This window comes from Mastigocoleus testarum BC008 (assembly GCF_001456025.1).
Lineage (GTDB): Bacteria > Cyanobacteriota > Cyanobacteriia > Cyanobacteriales > Nostocaceae > Mastigocoleus > Mastigocoleus testarum.
Map to the genome: position 1 here is coordinate 1 of NZ_LMTZ01000142.1, position 23,542 is coordinate 23,542.

Sequence of the window (23,542 nt, forward strand, 5' to 3'; positions counted from 1 at the left end):
AGTCCTCTTCTAATCCTTTTGGTTGGTCATGGATACCTGAGTAACTCCTTACCCCGGAATTTTGAGGGGATACGATTTTTTGTTGCTTATCGATTTCATTCACGGGTATTGGGTTTAAACTGAGATATTGCAGTCAGTATTCTCAATTAATCCCGATAATCCGCCTTGGAATAAATTCCCAGGCTCATAGGCGAAGTCTGATAAATCAGACTGGGTAAGGTTTGTAGTGCGTTTAAACGTACTTTGCTTATGACCCTTGTTCGCTAGAGCGGCAAAACTTTAGTGTTGAAATTGATTTCAAGGTGGGAATTTGGACAGAATGAGGTTGCTGGAAATTATCAGAAGCGGATTTTGTACGAGGTACAAACATACAGTTGTCTAGGTATTTACTTATGATTTTTTCCTAACGGCTAATCCTTCAAATCCTCTGTGGGGACTAGTTTATACCCAACGAACGCACTATATGTTACACTTTACAAGTCGCAGCGCGAGAAAATAAAATCCCCAGGAGTGAGCCCCCACCCCCAAACCAATCTCGTGGGAGTGATCCTTCTCGTGGAAGTGTACCTTCTGGTGCTTCTTGATAATTTTTATCGACTGTATTTATCACTTCTGTATACTGTGACCAATCCTTCCCACTATCATCATACCATCCCAGGCGGGAAATCCAACGAATATAAGCCTGTTGATCTTCTTGTTTAAACTCATCATTTATACCAATTCGATTTCCTGTCTTTAGCCAAATTTTCTTTTGTACGCTAAAACCAAAGCGTTGATCTGAGTGTTCTACCCATATTGAGTCAATATCTTGAAGGTCTTCGCAGGAGAAGTTTTTGAGGGAGTCTGAGTTCAAATAGTTTTGTTCTTCTCTATTCGCAACATAGAGCATAAGCTGATTCGTTCTTCTATCAGCTTGTCCCCATTTTTTGTTTACAAGTAAATTATTAAGGTCATCTAGATAATGTTCTTTTAAAGATTCCTTTACAGCCGTCTTAAGATTTTCATCCCCAGCTTTTGATAGTAAATCAATAAATTCTCGATGCAATGCTTCTACATTTTGTTTGGATAAAATTTTGATTTGCAGATTTTGGAATGGAGGACTGATATTAGCTATAGCTTTTCCTCTTTTTCCTTTGGATTTCAGACTTTTAAGGATATTGTAAGCTGATTTATATGCGTTAATCGCTTGCTGATTATTATCTTGCTCTTTAAATAAATTTCCTGAAGTTTTTAAAGTAAGGATACGAATTTGTGAAGCTGTATTAGAACTATATGCGTGTACTTTCTGTACATTACTGCGATCTAGATAATACTTTGCTTTTTTTAAATCCTTCGATTTTAACTTTTGGTAAGCATAAGATATACCAGAATATAGAACTGCTTTTCTGAGTTTATGGTCTTTTATATTTACGGATTGACCAGCTTGTGAAAACAATTCTTTGGCTTCAGAGTCAGAACCTTCATCTTCAAGTTCTCCTGCAAGTTTAGCCAATTTTTCAACTATTCCAAGATATTCATTACTATCTTGAATTTCTATGACTTTTTTTGCTGCTACAAAAGTTGATATCGCTGTAAATAATAAAGTAATAACTAAAACAATAGAACCAATACGAATCCGCTGTTTAGCTTTTTGATTCGCTTCACTCAATACCCGATTTATCTGTTCTATTGCTTCCTTTTCCTGAACAGCAATTTTCTCCTGAATTTCCTTCTCTCTACTAGCAGCTAAAAACTGCTTATCCTGATAACTTAAATTCTTATCTTTCGCCCATTTATCAGCATCTGCTAAAGCCTTTCCCCGCAAAAGTCGAGATTCATCTTTACCTCCAGAAGCAACCCAAAATTTAAAATTTTCCGAGTAGGGACGCAAATTATTTAATTCATTTTCAACCCAATTTTGGTTAAAAACTTCTTGATATATTTTGTTATAAACCCTTAATTTACCTTCTCGTCTCGCAACTAACCCCGAAAGCAGTAATTCACTTTGTTCAATAGTATTATCTGCTGTAATACTAATTGATAATGAACAAGATTCAAGCCCCCCTTCATAAGGGGGGTTGGGGGGATCTAAAATATCAGACTGCTCTTCTGAACACCGAATTTGTTGATATAAATCTAACAAATACCCAGCACGTTCCTCATTTCTAAAAATTCTGGAGCGAATCGTGCGTAAATGTTCCGGTTCATCTTGAGATTCCCAATTTTCAATAATTCGCGATTTGACAACTTCCTCAACAGTGCGCGAATTTTCTTGCTCCGATTCTTCGAGTATGAACTGACACAATTTTTGCGTCAGAAATGGTTGTCCCCCAGTCCAATATAAAATTTCTTCCATCACTGCTTGAGGTTCGCTAAATTTACCCTGCAAACCTTGTATTAACGGTTCAGTTTCATGCAATTGAAAACCTTTAAGAGAGATTGCTTTACCAATATTAAATGGGGTACGACTTTTATCTTGAATTAAATTTCCGGGTGATGCGACTCCCAACAAACAAAATGTGAGGCGTTTATATACGGGATTATCAACTCGCTGATTATAACAAGCACGAATAAAAGCAAAAAAATCATCCGTGGGAAACTTCAGACTGAGAACGCTATCAATTTCATCAATAAAAATAACAATATTTTCTTCAATTTCAACTAGTAGATGCTTTTCGAGAAAATTACTAAATCGCATCAAAGGTGAGTTTATTTGGTTTTTCTCCCACCAGTCTTTGAAGTTCAAATCCAGAACAAAGCTATCAATGAGCTTGACAATTAAATCTGCATACCAATTTTCTTGGGTAGCACTTTGAATACTTACAGAAGATAAATCAATCGATGCACATTCTACTCCAGCATCGGTTAGACGACTCATAGTTCTCACCCGCAAGCTGGATTTTCCCGATTGTCGGGAGTTCAGAACATAACAAAATTTACCATCTTGTAGCGCCTGATATAACTCATCATCAGCTTCCCGTTTGACGTAAGTGCTGGCATTTTCGGGTAAGCTGCCAGAAAATATATACTCATGAATATATTCGTCTTCGTCAAACATAATTCATATCACACCTATTTAAATAACCGTCATTGCGACATACACACTTACAGCAGTTCTCATTTATTTGAACAACACACCTCTTTCTTTCCTCCCTTGGGGGAGGTCAGGAGGGGGTTGGGGAGGTCAGGAAGAGGTTGGGGAGGTCAGGAGGGGGTTGGAGAAGGTCAGGAGGGGGTTGGAGGAGTTCAGGAGGAGGTTGAAGGAGTTCAGGGGGGGGTTAATTAACGCTTGGTATGTAGTAATCTATTTAATGGCGATTTGCTGGACATAAATTACCCTAAAAATTCTGAGAAGTACTGACGATATAAATTGCAACTAGGAACACAATCGTTACGAAGAATTTTAACCAAACCCAAACTGTGCAGTTTAAAAGTGATTTTCTGATCGAGTCGTACGGGTCGATCTGCATTCACCACTTGTTTATATGCTACCTCTAACTGAGAATCATTTTGTAAACTTTCTAACTGTTGTCCTAGGTGGTAACTAAAAATTCCTTGTACTGTGGGTGCAAGATTAATAAGTTCTTTTAAGGATATTTCCTGACTACCAAGGCTAGAAATTGCTTCCTGTAATAAATAAGGATGTCCTCCCACTAAACCCATTAATTCAATTATGTCTTGTTCTCCCAACTGACGATCTAATTCGTACTTCTTCACCAGTTCTTGTACTTGGTTTTGGTTAAACTCAGGTAATTCAACAGCTAATCCAACATTAAAGGGGGAGCGATTGATATCTAAAGTGGGATAAAGTTCAGTGGAATTAACCACCACTAACCGCAGTTTCCGCCAAATTTTACCCATTCTGTCCCCTTGCTTCGCGGTTTCATACCAACTCCGTAGCAATAAACAGAATTCAGGGAAAATATTTTCACATTGAAATAAACGCTCAAAATTATCGATCGCTAAAACTATAGGTTTATCAGTATTCGCTAATAAATATCTTTGAAAATAACGAGTACAACTAGTATTTAACCCCAAACTATCTTGCCAGTATTCATCCAAATTTGGCGGTTTATCTAAAATATCTGAAACATCAATACATAACCACTGTAAGAAACTTTTCAAGTCATTGAGAGTAGACTTATCCGCAAGCTTCAAGTCTAACTTTGCTGTTTGATAACCCTGCTGTCGAGCATGTTCCAATAATTTCTCTAACAGCAATGTTTTCCCCATTTTCTGCGCAGCTTTGATCCGAATTAACGCACCGGGTCGCAAAATTCCTTTTAAGCATTTTTCCTCAATGGGGGGTCGGTCAATATATATACTTATATTTGGATCTGGATTTCTCTCTGCTTCTACAGAATCTTCATTCACAGTTTTTTTTTCATCACCGGTATGGATTCTTGGGAAAAATCTTCCATTGCGATCGCAACCAAACCTTCATCAAAAGCTCTTTGGAAAATATCTTGATTGCTATCTTTTACTTCATACCCCAAAGCATCATAAAATCCTTGAGTAAATGCGATCGCAGTTTTGTCTTCAATCGGTTGGTTCATCCCGATCGCATAATTAATATGCTGACTAATTGCATTCGCAGACTCAAGAGAATTACAAGCATTGAGCAACACACAATTTACGTAATCAGCATGTAACCGAAACAGTAGTGCTAATCCTTGGGGTGGAACAGGTTTTTCATTACCTCCATCATCTTCTAACAGCAAACTACCATCTTCCAAACCATGTCCGCAGAAATGAACGATTTGGGGTTTTTCTTCAGCGATCGCTCTACGAATATCTTTGGGACGAACAGCAGTTCTTGTCCTAATATCAAATAAATCCCGTCTGCTTGCTCTACGGATTGCATCTTCAATTTCTCGTATTTCTTGATCCAAACGCAAACCAAGGGGGATTGCAGTCAAAATCAAAATTTTCTGCTGCTGAGTGTTTTGTTGTATGGGAGTATTAGGAATTGATATTACTTCTGGCTGGGAATTTTGTAACAGTTCTTCAGCAATAGCCTGTAAACTTAAATTTCCAGGATTTGACCTACGCGCAGCAGCAATTAAATCTTCAATCCAATTCTCAGCCTTTGATACTTTTATTAAATTAAATACAATTACTTGTAAGTTACTTCCACCAGCAATACTATCTAGATTTTTATCTAATTCAAAAGATAACATTTGCTCCAGTGATGCTTTGTTGGGAAAAGCATCCATCAAAGCATAGGTTAATTTCTTACTTTGTGGACCGGAAATATTCATATAACTTAATATAACTTCTTCCTCTTGTGAGAATTCTTGTTTGGACTGTCTATTTTTTCCTACCCTAATATCATCGGCAATTCTACTAAATACAGCTTCAATCAAAATTTTATTAAAAGGTGTTTGAGACTGTATTTGCAAGTTACTCAAATTTCTAATCCATTCTTTAGGAGATTCTGTAGCAATTTGTTTAAGACTAACCAAGATAGTACTTTTTGACTTACCCTCAAGTATCATCTCCAACAAAGGAACTAATTCAACATTAGCTGAATGTACAGTAAGAGAAACTAATTCCTCAGTACATTCTGCTAGTTTTCTCGCATTAATTGAACTTTTTAAAGTTTCTTCCAAATATTCTAATCTTTCTAGTAAACTATTTCTAAATAGAGTAGATTTAGACACATCTGTATCTATCTGTGCCTGAGTAATAACAAATGCTAAATGGATAGGAGAGCGCCAAGTCAATTTTCGATATCTGAGTCTTAAGAAACCCGCCCAAAAGACTTCTTGCCAGATTGGCGAATCATAAAATTTAGGAATATGAGGGCATTGATGATCCAACTGATAGCTAGGAAATTCTTGGCCTGATTCTGCTAATTTTTTTAAAGCTTGTTGAGCATAAATCGACAAGGAATTCCAACTATTTTCTAATGGTTCAAAGCAGCTAGATAAATCTTCGAAATATTCTGTTTCCTGACTGATTAATTCAACTAATGAGGGAACTCCATCTGCTAAGTCTGTTAAATTCAGAGCTTGTTCAATTCCCATTTCAGTAAATTTGCTTTGAACTTCCTGGTAAGAAAAACCCTTGACAAAAATTCGTTTAGCAATATTAAAAGGAGACTCTAAATCAGAAGGTTTATGACAACAAAGATTCCATAAAGGAGCACCTCCTACTACTAGAAAACGTAGTTTTTCACCGCCTTGTCCAGGAATTCCTATTTGCCTATGATATTCTCGTAGTAATAACAATAAGTCTTTTAATGGTTCTTCTGCAATACTAGTTAAAGCATGTAAAACAATTACTAAATAATTGGTAGTAGATTTCTTCCCCAAAAGATCCAGAATACTTCTTATTTGAAGGATAACGGGACATTCGGGATCTCGAGCAACTGCTTGCCTAAATTGGTTACATAAATCTGGTTGTGGTGGAATTTGAATAGATGCATCGATCAAGTTGTTCAGGAATATCTTCATAAACCGATCGCGATCCTGCACTCCTTGGGGGAGAGCCACAGCAATGAATTTCATGCCAGGTAAAGGAGATTTATTTGTGGCTATCAACTTAACTAGTGTTTTACAACCACTTCCACGTTGCCCCAATAAAGCAACATAATCTGATTTTAAAATTTCACATAAATCTTTTCTTAACTCTAAACGCTCAATTAGGACTGACATTACTCAGCCCTCCCCTTGTCTAACTCCGATTCCAAAAGAGAATGAGGATCGTTAGCTTTGATCGCATCAATTAAATAACCAGATAAAATCCGGAAACGAGCATTTTTTAACTTTTGCAGAACACCAAATTGTTTGAGAAAATCCAATGCAATATCGAGTTTATCCCTTGAAATAATAATGCCGTGGTGTTTGAAAACTTCAGTAATATCGCTTCTTTTTACTTCTCCTTTTATTGCAGTTAAGAGAGTAATCGCCATAGAATCCCATGTTTGAGCATATCTGTAATGCTCAAGTACGATATCCAAAAAATCAGGAGATTGCTCTATCTCTTCAATCATTGGATCACTAATTTCTGATACATCACTTTGACGAAGTTCATCTAGAAGCTGGAGGCAAAATTCTTGGATTAATACTGCAACACCTGCTGTACCCTCATAAATGCGATATGCTTGATTTTCATCAACTTCAAACCCCAATAGTTTCATCGGTCTTTGAATCAAATCTTTAGCAGCTTCTTTCGTGAGTCCTGTTAACGTCATTTCTTCTGCAAAGTTGCGAAATGGTCCACCTTCTATGGTGATCGCTTCCCGCAATTTAGCATGACCAGCAAGAAAGAATTCACAATAACCCTCATTTTGCAGTGCCCGCATCATATGTCCTAAATTAGAGCCACTGTTTAAATCTTTTTGGATCATTCTGTCTACTTCATCAAGCAGAAACACAAGGCGACTTTCTTGTTTATTTTTACTGTATGCTTTCAAAGCTGAAGACCAATCTTCTAAACTCATACCGATTGAGAAATCTTTACCCAACAACTCTAGGGTGTCTTTAAAGAAAGACTGGAAATCAAAAAAAGTCAACGGACCAATAACCTTCCATTCCCGTTTCTGCAATTTTCTCTTCAGCTTTTCCAGAAAGGAGGTTTTACCACTGCGGTGAGCACCAATAATGATTCCTCCTCTTTGCTCGCCACTGGTTATGCGTGCTAATTCATTTTCACGTCCAAAAAAAAGTTTAGCAATTCCCCTGGTTTTGTAAGGTAGCATCCCCGGTAAGGCAACTACATTAATTTGTCCAAATAGAAACCTGGCTAACCAAAAGAGTAAATTATTTTCCGGTACTACAATCATTTCTGTCAAAGATGAGGGACTAAACCAAATCACTTGTAATGGCGATAGCCCGTGAGGACATTTATCAATCACAGAAGCAAAAATTAAGAATGCTCCATTTCTTTGTTGGGTAATCTGCTTTAAGCGATCGTGTTGCGTACAGTCTTTTTCTCGACTCAAATAAAAAATCGCGTTTTGTGTTGGGAGTTGCAGACCAGTTTCGGGAAGAGTAATTTCCCAAAGACTACCATTAGAAAAATATGGAGAAGTAATGAGAGTTAAGTCTGTAGCTCTCATCTGCCGCATAATCGCTTGTGCTAACCGCTGAAAATCTCGAATTGATTGATTATTGATTGCTAGACGAATTTCCTCAATATCTTCAATGCGCGTTTCAATTGCTTTTAAATCTTCGTTTCTGATTCCTAAAACTGAGCTAAAACGGTCACATCTGTAACGAGTTTCCTGACTGAGTGGATATTCTTGTTGTACAGCTTTTGAAAACTCCTCTTCATAGTGCTTCAGTACTTGCTCATATTGTTGTAATTTAACTTCACCTCTCTTTATGAGAACTGGGGTCAAATATTCTGGAATTCCTTCTAGTTGTATAGCATTACAGCTAAATTTATAAGCAGACTCAATTGGATATCCAGCACCCAGTACATCATAAAAAGCAATTGCAAATTGTAAAGCAGCACGATCACCAATTGCATGATTTGTTCCAATCACATAGGGAATATATTGAGCGATCGCAGTAGCTTGTATTTGCGAATAACAACCATCTAGTAATACACAATCCACCCGATCAGCAAATAATTTAAATAGATTTGCTAAAATCTCAGCACTCACTACACTGGTTTTTCCAGTTTCATCTTCAAGGGCTAAACCCTCTTCTGCACCATGTCCCAAAAAATGCACAATCTGAGGTTCGCGATCCAATAAACCGCGAAATAAATCATCAGTCCGCACTGCCCATGTGGAGGTAATTTCAAATCCCTGGCGACGTTTACTACGTCTCAAACCTTCCTGAATTTCCCGTATCTCCTCATCTAAAAGTAGCCGCGTTGCATCCTTAGGATTTGCTGCCAAAATTAAGATTTTTTGCACCATTCACTTAAAACTCATAAGGTTTTCTTACTCAATAGGTTTTGCCAGTCACCAGAACACCTAATTTGGCAATATATTTTTACTACTCACTTACCTTAGTTTCTTGAACTCGTTACCTTCCAGCCATTGACCAATCAATTCAGTTACTGCTTAACTCATTTTTGCTATGTAACGTTTAATCAGCATTTAAATGTTTCTTCTGTAACTTCAATAGCATGGATAAATATTACACTTTATCAGGATTTAATAGCTAATTATACTGAAACAAAACTACAAATGCACAAAATCTGATTCCGGACTATCTTATATTTCACGCATATTAATATTTTATTGTCCGAACTGTGCCGTATGTTATCTGCAAAGTATAAACCTTACCAATAATTTTATTTTTCATAAACGCTGTTTAACTTATTTCTGATAGACAGCTTGAAATTGAAGTTGATAATATTACCCAATCGCAAATCCCTAATCCCCAATCCCCAATCCCTAGTCGCCATATGCCGCTTGCGGCGGCACGCAGTGCTATCCCCAATCCCCCAAACGTACAGCAGTTGTCAGAGGTAATTCCTAAACAAAGCTATACTTAATACCGACTCCCGCTCCTAAACATAAACGTAACCCCCTACAAACGGTAGGGAACAATTATGCTTAGGTTTTTAGTCCGTGTCAGAAGTGGGAAGAACTCCAATTTGGTGTAGGGTGAAAAAATAACTTCATGAATAGTAATTTATCTCAAGCTTCTTTATCTCAAGCTTCTTTATCTCAAGATAATTCACCTTCTCCTCGACCGGCGGTGATTATTTTTACTAGTGTACTTCATCTAGCAGTACTATTGGTATTCCTACCCCACACTTTTAGCTGGGCTGCTGTAGGGGTCGCAGTCTTATTACACTGGATGACAATAGGTCTGGGAATTTCCTTTGGCTTTCATCGTTTAGCAACCCACCGCAGCTTACAGACTCCCAAATGGTTAGAGTACTTCCTGATTCTTTGTGGTACTTTAGCCCTGCAAGGAGGTGTGTTTGGCTGGGTTGGATACCATCGACTACATCATCTGCATTCTGACCAACAAGGAGACCCCCATAACTCCCGAGAAGGTTTTTGGTGGAGTCACATCAACTGGTTAATGCACACTGTTCCCAGCAAAAATGAATATCCACGTTTTATCAAAGATATAGCTGATGACCCGTTCTATCGTTTTTGTCATCGGTATTATATTGAACTTCAGGTAGCATTAGCAATTATCTTATATTTTCTTGGTGGCTGGTCTTTTGTTATTTGGGGAATATTTGTACGCTTATTTGTCGGACTTCACTCTACTATGTTCGTCAACAGCGCTTGCCATATGGTAGGGTATMGCAGTCATGATTCAAACGATACTTCTACTRACTGTTGGTGGGTTGCTTTCCTAACCTTCGGTGAAGGCTGGCATAATAACCATCATGCTTTTCAGTATTCTGCGCGTCATGGTTTGAAATGGTGGGAAATTGACATTACTTGGATGACCATTCGATTATTGCAAATCCTTGGATTAGCTACCAATGTCAAAGTTGCACAAAAGTCATCAAGTACAAGCGACCGCAAATTAGCAGATTAAAAGGGAATGGAGAAGGGAGAACACAGAAAAGAAACCCGATCCAAAATACTCTAGTTAATAAATAAATCCGTAGCTTTTTTGCTTCCCTAAACCCTTTAAAAGCGATAAAACTAGCTCAAAGTCCCCCTTCCTAAGGGGGTTTTCAAATAATTTTGTCTTTCAAACATGCTGCACTTACACCATCTTTCCTTTACAATTAGCAACTAAAAAACAATTCCCTTCTATCTCCTGCTCAAACTTCCCTTCTCAATCAAAGGATATTGAATATATGACCCCAACCCAAGCACCAGAAAAAAAAGAACAAGAAATCATTACTCCTTCTAGCCCTAATTGGAGCGATCGCATTTCTCATCTACCAACCGGAGAACGCTATCTTTACCAACTTTTTAGCTTGATTAAAGAAGGTAATTTAACAGTAATTAACCCAGCAGGTAAAGTTTTCCATTTTGGTCGGACAGATATTTTACCAGCCCTACGTTTGCGGGTTCGTAACCCCGGTACCTACGATCGCGTCTTGGCTTTCGGTGCGCTTGGGTTTGGTGAAGCGTATATGGAAGGTTGGTGGGATGAGGAAAACGATAATCTCATTGAACTTCTTGGTTTGTTTTATCGTAGTAACGTATACGCAAAAGCGAACCAAAGAGTAACAATTCCCCTATTGTTCAAAGTATTAACACAACGTCTGCGCACATTACCCACTCAAATTCAAAATAGTCGTAAAAACGTACAATATCACTACGACTTAGGAAACGATTTCTATCAACTTTTTCTCGACCCAACATTAACCTATTCCTGTGGTTATCGGATTCAAGAAACCGATTCCATAGAGCAAATGCAGCTGCAAAAATATGAATTAATTTGTAAGAAACTAGCGCTAAAACCCGGAGAATCCCTAATTGATATCGGTTGTGGATGGGGTGGAATGCTGATCTACGCTGCTGAAAATTATGGCGTTACTGGAACGGGTATTACTCTGAGTGACGAACAAGCAGCACTAGCAAAAGAAAGAATTAAAGCAAAAGGTCTGAGCGACAAAATAAAAATCGAGATTGCTGATTACCGAGAAATAAAAGGACAGTACGATAAATTTGTCAGCATCGGGATGTTTGAACATGTTGGTAAAGATAGTTTTGCAACCTTCATGGAAAAAACATCAGAATTATTAACTCCCGATGGAGTAGGTCTGTTGCACACAATTGGGACCGAAGGTAATGAACGAATCGGTACTTGGACTGCTAAATATATTTTTCCTGGTGGTTACATTCCACAGCTTCGGGAATTGACGCAAGAACTTTGGGGCGCTAAGCTATCTGTTGCCCATTGTGAAAATCTCAGACCTCACTACGCAGAAACTCTAAAATATTGGGCTGAAAATTTTACTGAAAATAGGGAAAAAATTGCATTGTTGGGAGAAACATATAATGAAAAATTCCTACGTATGTGGTATCTCTATCTACAATCTTCCGAATCTTCTTTTAGGTATGGTAGCTTACATGTTTATCAGCTACTTTTTTATAAGGGTAAGCAATGGAAGTTAGATTATCCTTTAAGGTTTAGTTAAAAGCTAATTGGTAATTGGTAATTGGTAATTGAAGATTTCTCAATACCTGTATAAGTTGCAGATTTAGGAATGTATCGATAACAGTCAGCAACGAATTAAAGGTATTTTGTTACATTTAATTGAATAATACCAAATAAAAATTAAGAATAGGTTCTGACTTTTGTTTAGCTTCATCATTGCCAATTACCCATTACCCATTACCCATTACCCATTACCCATTACCCATTACCCATTACCAATTACCCATTACCCATAAAGCTCTAGATAAGGAGTATTAATCAATACATCCTTTTCTTGACCCTTGTGATTTTGCAACTTTGCTACAAATTTCTTGGAGTTTCTCCTGAGAGTTTACCGGAATACGTGGTTGTGGTAAGTCAGTGTTAGGCCAGTTCCCTAAATCGTGACAAGGACATATATGTGATGATACACCCGCATCAACTATTGCAACTGGCATAGAACAGCGGGCGCAAGAAACTATCTTCCAAGAGGGTTGGAGCAATTGAGAAATAGTTTGCTCCGTTGTTTCTAAATGCCATTCATCACTCTCAGAAGACATGATTAAATTCCAACAGTTCTCAAATTCCTGACTGTAGCCACGATCACTAAAAATCTGACTAGGTAATAAAACTTGAGAATCACTACTTATAACTCGCTTATTTAGTTGAAACCAACAAGCAAGATATTGTTTAACTTCATTTGTATTTGCCATATACTAATTTTAATTTTGTCAGCCAATGATTTGGAGCAATCAAATCGGAATTTTAAGTTAAGATTTGGAGTTTGGCAGGGGATAACCGAGTAAGCTCAAGTTAAGAACATGGCCTCCAGTAACTAAATATACATCTTCAGATACGGTGCCTAATTTTCGCACCAAAGAACCGAGACGATCGCGAAAAATCCGACCAACAGGGTAAGCTGGTATGACACCCCAACCTGTTTCCTCGGCAACAAAAATCATCTGGGCTGCAACTAAATCAACAGTATCTAAGAAATCTTCAACGATTCTTTCCCAGGTAGATTCATCTTCCTCAAGAAGATTGGCGACCCAGGTTCCCAAAGAATCTATCAACACACAGGTGTTGGCTGTCGCATCTGCAAGAGATGCTGGGAGATCCTCCGGTACTTCCAAGGTAGACCATTCTGGTGGACGACGTTTTTGATGTTTTTCAATGCGTTCATGCCATTCTTTGTCGTCCAGATTATTAGTTGCTGTTGCGATATAAACAACGGGTTTCTTCGACTGTATGGCTAACATTTCTGCCCACTCACTTTTTCCTGAGCGACAGGGTCCGGTCACAAGAATGACTTTACTCAAAGTTATTTCCTTAGTATCTTAAATAAGCTGGGATTGTATTTTTTATTTTCCCTCTTTAGGGTTAAGAATATATTTGTCCGATAACTGTTAAAAAGTAAAACGATCGCCGGTATCTTTGATGTACTTGTCTGGCACATACCAAAAATCCCATCAAAACAATCAAATCATCACCAAGCAAGATCTAGAACTGCAAATATTTGGGATGTAATTATGAACGCAAGGTTAAAACGGATTGAGGCAACTTTACATAATTTAGATGACACGGAGAACAATAAAGTGTCTGAAGTTACACAGAATCCCCAACAATCCTTTTCGTTTACAATTGACACCTCTGTCCCTACAGAAGCAGATGTCACTCGAGATTCTTCAGTCTCTCCAGAACAAACTGTAGAAGAAAATATGTTTGTTGAGAATAACGGAGTACAGGCATTTAGTACAAACAAACACGATTTTCCCATGCCCAACCTCCCCAAATTCAAGACTCCTAACTTTACTAGTCACCACAATAGCGCTAATCCTGCATTAGCTACCAATATCCTACAAGAGATACAGCAAATGGCTAGCTCCTGGCAAGCAGAATTACAACAAATAGTCCGCCAAATTCAAGATCTTTATTTGCAGGGACCGATCATAAATGGCTGGTTAGAATCAGACGTCAAAGAAAAGCCAAAAGGTTCTAGCAGCGAAGGGAAAGCAAAACTACGTCATGGTGATGTCGATCAACTAATGGACTATGTGGAGAAAATTTGCGCTGCACAAACAGAAGCATTAAATAAAGGACCTACCACCGGCTACCGCCTGTGCGGTTTAGATTCCTCCGGTAAAGTTTGGTCTCGTCCTTGTCCTGCAGAACAGATTCCCAGCATCAGTATGGGAATTGCCAGGTATAAAAAACTAAGGCAAATGTTAGGGCGCAAACAGTACTTAGAAAATCGCCTGAATCAATTAGCTCAAACATTAGTAGTTTTGCACGGTCATCTTAAGTCTGAGGCGTAATAGATCGCTTGTTATTTACCTTGCATTTGTTCTGATGGATTAAACCGTATCTTTCAGGATTCCTCAGCGCGCTCGCGTAATATAAATTCTGCTTATTCTTTATCCTCCTTAATATTTATTCCATTGTATTCCCTATTACCTCTAGTCTTATTTTTGACAAATACATAATTTCCGAAAAAACTCGGTTGGTAGGTATGTATCTTCTGGTTTAGATTAGCTCTGAGCAAGCAGTTACTGGTTAATTATTTTGTCACTGACTCAGAATATTTATCGGTAATTATACTAGCATTAAAAGTATTTAGCTTATGCCAGACACGCAAATCTCTGCCATTATCTGCACTCACAATCGAGATACTTATTTAGGAGCAGCGATTGACAGCCTACTAGCGCAAAACTTTGCTGCTGGCTTTGAGGTGGTAGTTGTCGACAACAAATCTAGCGATCGCACTCGTGAAGTTGTCGAGAGAAAATTATCTGATCCCCGTCTCAAATACGTATATGAGCCACAAATAGGTTTGTCCGTTGCTCGAAATACGGGTGCTAAAGTTTCTTGTGGGAAAATACTAGCATATCTTGATGATGATGCTGTAGCTAGCGAAAGTTGGCTGCAGATTTTATATTTAGCCTACGAACAAAACCCAAAGCTAGCAATTGCTGGTGGTAAGGTGACATTATTATGGCCCCCAGGAAAGCAAGCACCTGTATGGCTGTCAGCTAGCTTAGCTGGAAATTTAGGAGCATACGACCTGGGTGAAAGCACTGTTTACATTAACAATCCCGGTTTAACTCCCAGAGGTTTAAATTATTCAATTCGTCGCTGTTTTCTGGATGAAATTGGCGGTTTCGATCCCAATCTCGGTCGAGTAGGTAAAAATTTACTATCCAATGAAGAATTACAAATGACGGAGTTAGCCCTTAGTAAGGGTTGGGAAGTGGCATATCTACCTGATGCTTTAGTTGCACATAATGTCTCTGAAGAACGAATCAAGCGTTCCTGGTTTTTCCGTAGAGGTTGGTGGCAAGGTATTAGCGAATGTTATCGAGAGCAATTGGCTGGAACTGCTGGTGTCGGTCAACTGGTACGTGGTAGTGAAAGATTTTTGCGCGGTCTATATAAAGCATTGCAATGTATTTGGAACCCAGCAGAACGCTTTGACAAAATTGTTTATACCTATGGTCAAATTGGTTATTTGAATGCAGCTGTTCGGGGTCTCGTCTCAAAAAATAAACACTAAAGAGAAATTTACAACTTAAGAAATACTAACTAAGAAATAACAACACAAAGATAAAATAAAAAATAATTATATTATGTCTAACAAAATTCCCGTTTCTGTCTTAATCCCAGCCAAAAATGAAGAAGCGAATTTACCTGCTTGTTTAGAGAGCCTGCAAAAAGCTGACGAAATCTTTGTTGTTGATTCCCAAAGCGACGATAAAAGTGTTGAAATATGCGAAAGCTATGGAGCAAAGGTTGTCCAATTTCACTTTAATGGACGCTGGCCAAAGAAGAAAAATTGGTCTTTAGAAAATATAGAATTTCGTAACGAATGGGTATTAATTGTTGACTGTGATGAACGGATTACTCCCGAATTATGGCAAGAAATTGCTTACTCAATTAATAATCCTGAATTCAATGGTTATTACCTCAATCGTCGCGTCTTTTTCTTAGGTAAATGGATTCGCTTCGGTGGTAAATATCCCGATTGGAATTTGCGATTATTTAAACATAAACTAGGTCGCTACGAAAACCTAAATACAGAAGATATTCGCAACACAGGTGATAACGAAGTTCACGAACATGTAATTTTAAATGGGAAGGTGGGCTATCTCAAAAACGATATGCTTCATGAAGACTTCCGGGATTTATACCATTGGTTAGCGCGACATAATCGTTATTCCAACTGGGAAGCTCGCGTATATTACAACTTACTTACAGGTAAAGGTGATAGCGGTACAATCGGCGCGAGTTTGTTTGGCGATGCAGTTCAACGCAAACGATTTTTGAAGAAAATTTGGGTGAGATTACCGTTTAAACCATTGCTCCGCTTTATTTTGTTCTACATTCTTCAGGGTGGTTTTTTAGATGGGAAAGCCGGATATATCTACGGCAGACTTTTGAGTCAATATGAATATCAAATCGGCGTCAAACTCTTCGAATTACGTAACTGTGACGGTCAACTCAATACCGGAAATAAAACAGTCAATCGCGATCGCTCATCATCCCTGACTCAAAAAATCGAACAAACTGCTACTTAGGAATGTGGATTAAATAAAGACAAAAGTAGGGTGCTGTTAGCATCGCGTAACGCACCATTCCAAATTTCAGAATTACTATTACCATCCCAAAATCGCCATTCACCGTAAGGTGCGGGCTCACCCCAGTCGCCAGTCGCCATATGCCGCGGCGGCACGCGGTGCTATCCCTAATCCCTAATCCCTAATCCCCAATGAATACTGCACCATTCTCAGTTAGTGATACAAAACCTTTTGTAGATCTGCGTAAATACGACCAATCTTGGTTCGACCGAGGGCGTCCCGGTTGGTTTGTATTGTTGTGGTGGTTTGTACAAGCAATTGCTTTTCCCTTGACACCCCATCCCATGAATGGTTTACGCTGTGCTATTTTACGGTTATTTGGCGCTCGTATTGGTAAGGGAGTACTGATTCGACCTACAGCACGTTTTACTTATCCTTGGAAAGTTACTATTGGTGATTACAGTTGGATTGGCGATGACGTTGTTTTATATAGTTTTGAAGCAATAAATATCGGTAATCATAGTATTGTATCCCAAAAAAGTTATCTGTGTACTGGTAGCCACGATATTCACGATCCAGCTTTTGGATTAAAAACTGCAGGTATTACCATTGGTGATGGAGCATGGATTGCTACTGATTGTTTTATTGCTCCGGGAGTAGAGATTGGTGCTAACGCTGTAATTGGTGCTCGGAGTAGCGTTTTTACAAAAATACCTGCAGGACAAGTTTGTTGGGGAAGTCCTTGTCGTCCTCAATATCCGCGAAAAAACATTGGTTAAAATTCTACCAAAATAATATTTAATAGCTGACTGTAGGGGCGCACCGAAGTGCGCCCTTAATTTTGGTATTATTTTTGATCGCTGCAATGGGTGACTTATTCTTCTTCGTGAATGACATGATTTTTGGTACTGTACTATTGGAGCAGAGCAAAAGATAAATATAATGATAGGAAGTCGCAATTGGGACAATTTCTGGCGACTTTGGCATTACTGGTTAATTGTTTTATTTCTAATAGTAATTAACTTAGTATCAATGCCAGGAGAAGCATTAGCATTACTACGCCAGCATCATGAAACACCTGGGGTTTTACGGTATCATTCCCAAGTTTCGATTAAAGATGATTCGGGAATGGCTTGGCAAGTGGTACTTTATAAAAAAAACAATCCTGGCGCTGCAGAAAATATTAACCTGCGTTTAGTAGGCTTTCCAGGTGTGGTAGAAATTTCTCATCCCCAATCCTTGGAAATATTAACTAGGAATGGGAAATTACTCAGTGCGATTGATGTTTACGCCAAAACCTCTCCTGCGCCCAACGTGGGGGAATACAGACTGACAAATATATTAAGTCAGTTATCCACAACAGATTCTTTAGAGCTTCATATCCCATTGCAATTTCAGGAAAATCTTACTTTGAAAATTCCTAGCAACGTAGTTACAGAATGGCAGTGGTTATTAACTGATTTTGATTGAATTACAACAGGAGCCAGAAGTCAGAATGTAAGAGTCCAATGCTATATAAAATCTATTTATGTTAAAGTCCAAAATCTGCGAACGAAAAATCTGCAAGTAAAAAATTTATGTATTCACTCAAGCAATTATGGAAATCGATAAAGCCTTTAAAGTTACTCTATATTTTGTTTTTTCTCCTATTACTTTCCAACACAGTTTTCCTCCCCAGCGCTTCAGCAATGAATATCCCAGCAGATATAACCAATGGCGAGAAGATTTTTAAAGCTAATTGTGCTGGTTGTCATATCAACGGTGGAAACATTATTAGGCGGGGAAAAAATTTAAAATTAAGGGCGTTGAAAAGATACAAAATGGATTCAGTAGAAGCAATTTCTGCGATTGTGGCAAATGGCAAGAATAATATGTCAGCCTACAAAGACCGTTTGAGTGTAACAGAAATTAGAGATGTTGCAGCTTATGTCCTAGGAAAAGCTGAAACTGGATGGAAGTAAGTTTTCACTATCAATTTTGTCACTATCAATTATTTACTATCAATTTCCAACTATTCGTCATACAAAACCAAAGCCCTGGTCATGGAACCTGTATAGGGCATTGGAAACTTCTTATTTAAATTTTAAACTCTTGGGAGTACAACTTGATGAGGTTGGTCTTGATATTTTCCTAAACGATCCTCATAGGTGACATCACAAGGTTCTCCCTCAAAAAATAATAGTTGAGCAATACCTTCGTTTGCATAAACTCGACAATCTGCGCTGGAACTATTACTTAATTCCAAAGTTAAATTGCCGCGCCAACAAGCTTCAGCAGGAGTAGCATTGAGAATAATAGAACATCTTGCATATGTTGACTTACCAAGACATATGATGGTGATGTTCGGCGGTACAATTAATTTTTCTAGGGCAATTCCTAGTCCATAGGAATGTGCCGGAATAATAAAATAATCTCCATTTTCATCATGATGTAAAGGTACAGATTCTAAATTATCTGGATTAAATTTTTTTGGATCTACTACCGTACCTGGAATATGTCTAAAAATTAAAAACTGCTTGGGACTTAAACGAATATCATATCCGTAGGATGAAGAACCATAGCTTAAAACTTTTCTAAATTTTTTATCTGGTAATTCTATTTCACGTACTAAAGAAGATTCAAAGGGTTCAATCATGCCTGTCTTGGCTTGCTCAATAATCCATCTGTCATTTTTCAACATATATATTCTTTTTTGTTAACAAACACAGTTTCTAATCGTATCTCAAAAATTTTTGCGATGGAACAGAGCTTTTAAGTTAATGAGAGTTTAAGAGTCTTCTTTTTTCGGTAAAGTGGGCATTGCCCACACTACACCTTAGTTAACTCCACGTACTATGGAACTTGTCAAGCAGTTTTATGATTCATGAGTGCGTCGAATTTCTGTAATTTGGTCTGCTAAATCTAAAATTGATTTAGGCATTTGAGCACCTGTAAGTATGATGTCCACATGTGGCGGACGCTTTGCCAAAAATTCTAAAACCTCTGCTTCAGGAATTAAACCAAAGTGAATTGCTAAACTTAACTCATCTAAAACAACGAGAGAATACTTACCCTCCCGTACTACTTTTTGTGTATGTTGCCACAATTGATGTAACGATTCAGTTTCAGCCTCATCTAAATGGGGTGTGTCAATACAACGGGGTAGATCGCAACGAATCCAATCTAACTTTTGTCCTAATCGAGTCGGCTTTTCATAGCCTTGTCGTATACCACCTTTGAGAAACTGGACTATTAATACTGAAGTTCCTTGACCAGCTATCCTCAGTGATTGAGCGATGACGCTTGTAAAAAAACTACGATGATTACTAGTGAAAACTTGTAGTAAACCTTCTACTGAATATGGTAAGCTGTTGGTTAAATTTACGTTTGGACTTTCCAGTTGGGCGACCATGATTCCCTGTTAAAAAATTACTAGAGAGTAAAGAGAATTTACTGATATCTATTGTTCTAAATATGCTTGTTTAAGCAAGCTATATCTAGTTATCTGTAGTTGATTGTGCTTACAGTGCATTATTAGTCAAACACTTGCTTTGCTGTTAAGTCAAGGTCTTTCAAAATTTGTATGAGTTATTATCGTTAAAGGTTTTTAGTAAAAATTTAAACATTATTACAGCAGTACAAATTAATTCAAAATAATTAGGAATATGACATTAGTATTTTGATTTCTTGTGTTTTGCAAATCCTAACGAGATATAAATGTTAAATTTATCGTTTATTTGGGAAAAACTAATTTAGATAGCTGTTAATGTAACATTTGATAGGAGCACTTTGTTGTGAAATTGGTAATTTTAGGAGGTTCGGGTTCTGGTAAAAGTACGCAAGCAGAGATGCTTTGTACGAATTTGAATGTTCCTATAATTTCCACAGGTGAGGTTTTACGGAAAGCAATTTCTAATTCTTCTAATTTAGGAATTCGCGCTCAACCATATTTAGAAGCTGGGGAGTTAGTACCGGATGAAATGATGATTGAGTTTATTAAAAATCACCTCAAAGAACCAGAATTCCAGGGTGGTTGGTTATTAGAAGGTTATCCTCGTACAGCTTTTCAAGCAGAAGAACTGGATTTTTTGTTGGAAGAATTGGGACAACAACTGAATTGGGTTATTTATTTGCAGGTAACGCAAGACGCAATGATCGCTCGTTGTTTGGACCGTTCGCTTCCGGATGACCAACCAGAAATAATTCAACGTCGCATTGAATTATTTTACGAGCGTACTATTCCTATTCTTGAATATTATGACCGGCGTTGTCGTTTGTTGAAGATTGACGGTGATCGAAGCTCTGAAGAAGTGCAGCAAAGTATCAAGAATTTGATTTAAATCTATTTGATTTTATTTTCATAATGCCTCAAGCATTGATCCATAAAGCATTTAGGCTTATTTTATGAGTTTTATATAATGATTGCATCAAAAAATCAAATTATGAACATACGGTAGTTGATGATTTCTATATCAAAAGATAAATGTACACAATTCTTACCAAAAGAAAGACCTTGAAGTATTTTTGATCTCAATTAAAACTTTTCTTAACTTATTTATTTGCTGAAGTGTGTTTGGCTGAAGTGTGTTTGAGAGATAAACTGCTTTTCCAAACATCAAAATATAAGCTGCAAAATATCGACTTAAAATATTGACTTAAAAATATAATATTCAAAAGATATTCAGACGTAATAATACATTGATATATAAAATATATAGTTAATTTTTTTTGTAAGTATTCTGAGTATTTACATTCATCAAGGTTACCAAAAGATTAACAAGCAATAAATGACATCAAATAATTTTAGATATAATTCACTTATTTAAGTATATTCAAACTAAGCTACAAAATGTTGAGTTTAGTAACAAAAATAGCTATGAAATTAATCTATAATTGGATTGTAAGCTTGTCAAGTCACTTACATTCTTGGCATTTTACTTTTTAGCGCAGCTAAAAATCGTTGTTTCTTCAAGAGTTAAATAAATTTAAGAATTATTTTAGCTAATTTTATTGAGAAATCCTCTTGGATGTGTAGTAATATTTATAACGCAATTTAATTTGTTAACTCATAAATCAACAAATTAATTACTATCATTGCAATGGATAAAGATTTAAGACATTAATTGTAACCTACTTACATATTGGAATAAAAAGGGTAAATCGATATATACACTTAGAGATACAAGAGAAAGACAATTGTAGACAAAAGTCAGAATTTTAGAAAATTATAAGTTTTTATCGATGGGAAAAGCTTTAAAGTTTTAATACAGAGAAACTAATTTTTATACACAATCTTCCAATTAAGTAAATATCCATTGTTCTTACTAACGATCATTGGGTGCGTTAATAAAAGTTTTGAAAGTTATTAGAACTTTTTAATCGCTATAAATAGAATCAAGTCTCAAAGATGTCTTAAATATATTTAGGTAGTATTTCTCACGGCACTGTCAGAAAATATGAATAAAGTGAAAATATTTTAACTGGGAGGATTTAATTACTTAGGGAGGAGGAGAATGAAAAAGAAACAGTTATAAATTAGTCATTTTTAGTCTGTACCCAAACTAACTTAACACTACAAAAAAATGCGTCGATGTCTTACAGTGAAAAATCGGAACGAACTCCAGGATAAACTTCAGGTTCGCGAACAAGTTACATCTCAAATCCAGGAAAAAACTTGTCCATTACAACAAGCACTCAATTTTGAGGCATCAATCAGACGGATTACTGAAAAAATTCGTGATAGTTTAGATGAAAGTCAGATTTTACAAACAGCGACTGAAGAATTAGCCAGAGTACTTCATATTGAGAGTTGTCATATTGAGCTTTACGATCAATATCATACAACTGCGATTGTTGCTTATGAATGCAGTAATATAGTATCTAAATCCCAGGGAATCAGTATAAGGATTGCAGACTTTCCTGAAGTTTATCAACAATTATTACAAAAAAAATCTTTACAATTTGTTGAAAATATTCCAGATTTAAATCATAAAGTAATTCAATCAGCTTGCTTAGCTTGCCCTATTTTTGAAAATCACGGAGTGGAGGGTATTTTAGGTAATCTATGGTTGCTCAGACCTAGAGAAGAAATATTTAAAGATGTTGAAGTGCGTTTGGTACAACAAATCGCTTCCCAGTGTGCGATCGCTATTCGCCAAGCACGACTTTATAAAGCTTCACAAATACAAGTTGAGGAATTAGCAAAACTGAATCGTCTTAAAGATGATTTTCTCAAAAGTGTTTCCCATGAGTTACGAACACCTATGAGTAGCATTCAACTTTCTATCCAAACTTTAGATAAGTTATTCGAAGCAGAAACTAATATCAAAAAATCACCTAAACTAGCAAAAGTTATAGATATATTTCATCACGCTTCCCAAAGGTACAATAAGTTAATTGATGACTTACTCACAGTGTGTCATATAGATGCAGAAGCTGAAAGTTTGACTTCTGAATTTATCGATTTAAATATTTTGATTCCGGAAATTGTGGAACCATTTTTTCCGGTAAGTAAAAATCAACAACAAGAATTAATAATTGACATAGAAGATAAATTACCTTTGTTAAAATCTGACGTTTCTATGTTGAAGCGGATTTTACATGAATTACTAAGCAATGCTTGCAAGTATACGCCAAATGGAGAAAGAATAATTATTATTGCTAAGTCAAATTTTTCAAAATTAGAGATTAGCGTTTTTAATAGTGGTGTAGAAATACCCCCCTCAGAGATAGAACATATTTTTGATAAATTTTACCGAGTTCCCAAAAATGACCCCTGGCGTTATGGTGGAACAGGTTTAGGGTTAACACTTGTCAAAAAAATGGTAGAACTTTTAGGTGGCGAAATTAATGTAGAAAGTCAAGATCGCCAAACAAAATTTTCTGTTTGCTTCCCTAGGGATATAACTTAATTTAGTTAAAAGCGATGTATAGTAATAAACCTTGTAACAAAAATGCTTGAATAGTTTACAGAGATTTTTGTGA

20 protein-coding genes are annotated in these 23,542 nt (G+C 37.0%); 11 read left to right on the plus strand and 9 right to left on the minus strand.

The window, feature by feature from the left end; genetic code table 11:
* Nucleotides 1-466: 466 nt before the first annotated feature.
* Nucleotides 467-3,037 carry an AAA-like domain-containing protein gene (locus BC008_RS45905; protein ID WP_063800850.1) on the minus strand — a complete coding sequence of 857 codons (2,571 nt, stop codon included), beginning with the start codon at nucleotides 3,035-3,037 and terminating at the stop codon, nucleotides 467-469.
* Between BC008_RS45905 and BC008_RS48930 the strand changes: the two genes are divergently transcribed.
* Nucleotides 3,011-3,265, plus strand: a complete 255-nt coding sequence (locus BC008_RS48930) for a hypothetical protein (RefSeq protein ID WP_153009735.1) — start codon at nucleotides 3,011-3,013, stop codon at nucleotides 3,263-3,265. The two genes, BC008_RS45905 and BC008_RS48930, sit on opposite strands and share 27 nt — an antisense overlap.
* A 47-nt stretch (nucleotides 3,266-3,312) precedes the next feature.
* Here the strand turns inward: BC008_RS48930 and BC008_RS38155 are convergent, their stop codons facing one another.
* The 3 genes from BC008_RS38155 to BC008_RS38165 are packed head-to-tail and all read right to left on the minus strand — an operon-like array spanning nucleotide 3,313 to nucleotide 8,854.
* Complete coding sequence (locus BC008_RS38155; RefSeq protein WP_058184529.1) at nucleotides 3,313-4,353, minus strand: AAA-like domain-containing protein; 1,041 nt, start codon at nucleotides 4,351-4,353, stop codon at nucleotides 3,313-3,315.
* Nucleotides 4,350-6,638: an effector-associated domain EAD1-containing protein gene (locus tag BC008_RS51875; RefSeq protein WP_235596006.1), complete on the minus strand. Its 2,289-nt coding sequence runs from the start codon at nucleotides 6,636-6,638 to the stop codon at nucleotides 4,350-4,352. Before BC008_RS51875 ends, BC008_RS38155 begins: the two co-directional genes overlap by 4 nt.
* Complete coding sequence (locus tag BC008_RS38165) at nucleotides 6,638-8,854, minus strand: AAA family ATPase (protein WP_058184527.1); 2,217 nt, start codon at nucleotides 8,852-8,854, stop codon at nucleotides 6,638-6,640. The genes BC008_RS51875 and BC008_RS38165 overlap by 1 nt, the downstream gene beginning before the upstream one ends.
* Nucleotides 8,855-9,566: 712 nt before the next feature.
* On the opposite strand from BC008_RS38165, the gene BC008_RS38170 reads away from it, so the two are divergent.
* Both BC008_RS38170 and BC008_RS38175 read left to right on the plus strand, forming a co-directional pair.
* Entirely contained in the window at nucleotides 9,567-10,448 is an 882-nt protein-coding gene (locus tag BC008_RS38170) for an acyl-CoA desaturase (RefSeq protein ID WP_082650729.1), read from the plus strand.
* A 268-nt stretch (nucleotides 10,449-10,716) separates the two neighbouring features.
* Nucleotides 10,717-12,009, plus strand: coding sequence for a class I SAM-dependent methyltransferase (locus tag BC008_RS38175; RefSeq protein WP_027845189.1), 1,293 nt, complete (start codon nucleotides 10,717-10,719; stop codon nucleotides 12,007-12,009).
* A 274-nt stretch (nucleotides 12,010-12,283) separates the two neighbouring features.
* Here BC008_RS38175 and BC008_RS38180 read toward each other — a convergent pair whose 3' ends face one another.
* Together BC008_RS38180 and cobU are read right to left on the minus strand one after the other, a co-directional pair.
* Nucleotides 12,284-12,721, minus strand: a complete 438-nt coding sequence (locus BC008_RS38180) for a hypothetical protein (protein WP_058184525.1) — start codon at nucleotides 12,719-12,721, stop codon at nucleotides 12,284-12,286.
* Between the two features lie 57 nt (nucleotides 12,722-12,778).
* Nucleotides 12,779-13,327: a bifunctional adenosylcobinamide kinase/adenosylcobinamide-phosphate guanylyltransferase gene (gene cobU / locus BC008_RS38185; protein WP_027846620.1), complete on the minus strand. Its 549-nt coding sequence runs from the start codon at nucleotides 13,325-13,327 to the stop codon at nucleotides 12,779-12,781.
* Between the two features lie 210 nt (nucleotides 13,328-13,537).
* On the opposite strand from cobU, the gene BC008_RS38190 reads away from it, so the two are divergent.
* From BC008_RS38190 to BC008_RS38200, 3 genes are all read left to right on the plus strand, one after another.
* Nucleotides 13,538-14,323, plus strand: coding sequence for a hypothetical protein (locus BC008_RS38190; RefSeq protein ID WP_027846621.1), 786 nt, complete (start codon nucleotides 13,538-13,540; stop codon nucleotides 14,321-14,323).
* Nucleotides 14,324-14,628: 305 nt separating this feature from the next.
* Nucleotides 14,629-15,558 (plus strand): glycosyltransferase, encoded by a 930-nt coding sequence (locus BC008_RS38195; protein WP_027846622.1) that lies wholly within the window; start codon nucleotides 14,629-14,631, stop codon nucleotides 15,556-15,558.
* A 73-nt stretch (nucleotides 15,559-15,631) separates the two neighbouring features.
* Nucleotides 15,632-16,579: a glycosyltransferase family 2 protein gene (locus BC008_RS38200; RefSeq protein WP_027846623.1), complete on the plus strand. Its 948-nt coding sequence runs from the start codon at nucleotides 15,632-15,634 to the stop codon at nucleotides 16,577-16,579.
* On the opposite strand, the gene BC008_RS50040 is transcribed toward BC008_RS38200, so the two are convergent.
* Nucleotides 16,576-16,734, minus strand: coding sequence for a hypothetical protein (locus BC008_RS50040; protein ID WP_161938213.1), 159 nt, complete (start codon nucleotides 16,732-16,734; stop codon nucleotides 16,576-16,578). The genes BC008_RS38200 and BC008_RS50040 overlap by 4 nt on opposite strands.
* 36 nt (nucleotides 16,735-16,770) lie before the next feature.
* Here BC008_RS50040 and hpsU point away from each other — a divergent pair, with 36 nt between their 5' ends.
* The 3 genes from hpsU to petJ all read left to right on the plus strand — a co-directional run bounded on the left by hpsU (nucleotide 16,771) and on the right by petJ (nucleotide 18,540).
* Nucleotides 16,771-17,358: a hormogonium polysaccharide biosynthesis acetyltransferase HpsU gene (gene hpsU, locus BC008_RS38205; RefSeq protein WP_058184523.1), complete on the plus strand. Its 588-nt coding sequence runs from the start codon at nucleotides 16,771-16,773 to the stop codon at nucleotides 17,356-17,358.
* 163 nt (nucleotides 17,359-17,521) lie between these two features.
* A complete protein-coding gene (locus BC008_RS38210; protein ID WP_058184521.1) occupies nucleotides 17,522-18,049 on the plus strand; it encodes a DUF3122 domain-containing protein in 528 nt (175 codons plus the stop codon).
* A 107-nt stretch (nucleotides 18,050-18,156) separates the two neighbouring features.
* A complete protein-coding gene (gene petJ / locus BC008_RS38215) occupies nucleotides 18,157-18,540 on the plus strand; it encodes a cytochrome c6 PetJ (RefSeq protein ID WP_058184520.1) in 384 nt (127 codons plus the stop codon).
* A gap of 122 nt (nucleotides 18,541-18,662) precedes the next feature.
* Here petJ and dcd read toward each other — a convergent pair whose 3' ends face one another.
* Together dcd and BC008_RS38225 are read right to left on the minus strand one after the other, a co-directional pair.
* A complete protein-coding gene (gene dcd, locus BC008_RS38220) occupies nucleotides 18,663-19,259 on the minus strand; it encodes a dCTP deaminase (RefSeq protein ID WP_027845871.1) in 597 nt (198 codons plus the stop codon).
* Between the two features lie 174 nt (nucleotides 19,260-19,433).
* Nucleotides 19,434-19,970 carry a P-loop NTPase family protein gene (locus BC008_RS38225; RefSeq protein WP_027845872.1) on the minus strand — a complete coding sequence of 179 codons (537 nt, stop codon included), beginning with the start codon at nucleotides 19,968-19,970 and terminating at the stop codon, nucleotides 19,434-19,436.
* 382 nt (nucleotides 19,971-20,352) lie between these two features.
* Between BC008_RS38225 and BC008_RS38230 the strand changes: the two genes are divergently transcribed.
* Both BC008_RS38230 and BC008_RS38235 read left to right on the plus strand, forming a co-directional pair.
* A complete protein-coding gene (locus BC008_RS38230; RefSeq protein ID WP_027845873.1) occupies nucleotides 20,353-20,898 on the plus strand; it encodes an adenylate kinase family protein in 546 nt (181 codons plus the stop codon).
* A 1,242-nt stretch (nucleotides 20,899-22,140) separates the two neighbouring features.
* Nucleotides 22,141-23,469: a GAF domain-containing sensor histidine kinase gene (locus BC008_RS38235; RefSeq protein ID WP_058184518.1), complete on the plus strand. Its 1,329-nt coding sequence runs from the start codon at nucleotides 22,141-22,143 to the stop codon at nucleotides 23,467-23,469.
* Nucleotides 23,470-23,542 lie beyond the last annotated feature (73 nt).